Genomic DNA, 1,818 nt, shown 5'->3' on the forward strand with positions numbered 1-1,818 from the left:
GCTGCTGACCGCCGTGGGGGTTCCGCTGGGGCTCGACAGGTACGCGTCGCTGGGGCACGGCTACGACGGGACGCGCCTGTCGGTGCGCTCGGGGTCGCTGCGGCGCTCCCAGGCCGTGGTCGAACGCCGCGCGGTGGTGGGCTGGCGGCTGCGCCAGACCTGGTTCCAGCGGCGCGCCGGCGCCCTCACGCTGATCGCCGGAGTCGGTGCGGGCAAGGGCGGATACTCCGCCCTCGACGTGTCGGAGGCGCAGGGGGCGGGCTTCCCGGCCGAGGTGACGCCGGAGTGGCTCGCGCCCTTCCTCCAAGCCCCGCCCCACCCGCCTACCGACCGCCCGCTCGCGCGCTGAGTGTCGCCTGCCCACCGACCGTCGCTGACCCCGCTCGCGCGCTGCCCGTCGCCGGCCCGCCGCTGAATGCCGTCGGCGACCGTGCCGCCGGTGCTGCCGGTCCGGATGAGCGCTGAATGCGGTGGGCTCGCCGGGACGCCGAACGTCGCCGGCCAGGTGAGCGCCGTGGGCTCAGAGAAGGTGGCGGAACAGGTGCAGGTCGCGGCGTGTGCCCGCCAGGGGACGTGAAGGTCGCGTGGTGAGTGCACGTCGCGCGGGGTGAGTGCAGGTCGCGGGCCCACTGAACGTCGTGGGCCCGCTGATCTCGGACGCTTCCCGCGGCGCGCGAGGCCGGCCACACCCCTGGCGGCCTGAGGTCAGTCCTGGCGGCGGGCGCCGAACATGATCTCGTCCCAGCTCGGGACCGAAGCCCTGCGGCCCCTGGAGCCCTTGCGCGCCGGACGGGCGGCCGGGGTGGGCGGCGGGGACGGCACCGGCACGGCCGGGTCGTCCTTGCCGCCCTTGCCCTTCTCGCTGTCCTTACCCGCGCGGGCCGCCGGCACCGACGGCTTCGGCTTGGGGCTGGGGGCGGGCTTCGGCTTGGGCGCCGGCGGCTTCGACTCCCTGGCCGCCTGCTCAGCGCCGGAGTCTGTCCCGGTCTCGGTCCCGGTTGCAGCCTGGGCCTCGGGCTGGGCTGACGTGTCGGGTCGGGCCTCGGCGTCTGAGGCGGCGGGCTGAGTGCTTGACGGGCGGTCCTCCGCCGCCTCGGTCTCCCCGGCCTTCTCCGCCCTGGTGTCATCGGCCCGGGTGTCGGTGGCTCCGGTGTCGGCGGATTCGGTTTCGGTGGTCGCGGCGGCAGCGCTGCCGGGCGTCTCGGCCTCGGCGGCTTCGCTGCCGCCCGTTTCGGTCCTGGTGGCCTCTGACTCCTTGGCATCCGAGACCGTGGCCTCGGCGGTGCCAGGGTTCGCGGTCGTGGCGGTGTTCGAGGGCGTGGCTTCGGAGACTCCGGCCTCGGCTGCGGTCCTCGTGGTGTCGGGCGTCTCCGCCTCTGCCGCGACCTTCGTGGTCTCGGACGGCTTCGTGTCCGGGGCGCCGGGTGTCCTGGCCGGGGCTTCGGCGGGCTCGGGCGTGCCCGCAGCGGACGTCGTGTCCGCGCTGGACGCCGTCGTTCCGGACGGTTCGGAGGCGGCCGCCGGTGAAGGCGAGGCACTGGACTCCACGGCGACGTGCTGGTCTGCCGCCGTGGCCGGGGGCGTCGGCTCCGTGGGCTGCGCCGGCGCGGAGGCGGGAGTGACGGTCCCCTCCTGGGAGGTAGCCGCCTTCGTGGGCGGGCTGGAGGCCGTAGGCTCGCCGGTCCGGGCAGGCGCAGCCGTCTCCGTGGTCTGAGTCGTCGGCTGCTCCGGCCGAACCGGGGCTTCCTGGGCGGGCCGCGGGGCCGCTTCGGGGCGGGCAACCGCCTCTGGAGAGGTCGCGGGCTCGGGGGACGCAAC

1 protein-coding gene and 1 pseudogene are annotated in these 1,818 nt (G+C 76.0%); one reads left to right on the plus strand and one right to left on the minus strand.

Translation table 11 applies throughout. The features are described from left to right. A partial coding sequence (locus GUY59_RS46925; RefSeq protein WP_161715140.1) for a PH domain-containing protein occupies positions 1–349 on the plus strand: 349 nt, incomplete at its 5' end. A 356-nt stretch (positions 350–705) separates the two neighbouring features. On the opposite strand, the pseudogene GUY59_RS46930 reads toward GUY59_RS46925, so the two are convergent. Further along, positions 706–1,818 (minus strand): annotated as a pseudogene (locus GUY59_RS46930) (hypothetical protein); the annotation flags it as partial.

This window comes from Nonomuraea sp. K271 (genome assembly GCF_009908215.1).
Classification (GTDB): Bacteria; Actinomycetota; Actinomycetes; order Streptosporangiales; family Streptosporangiaceae; genus Nonomuraea; species Nonomuraea longispora.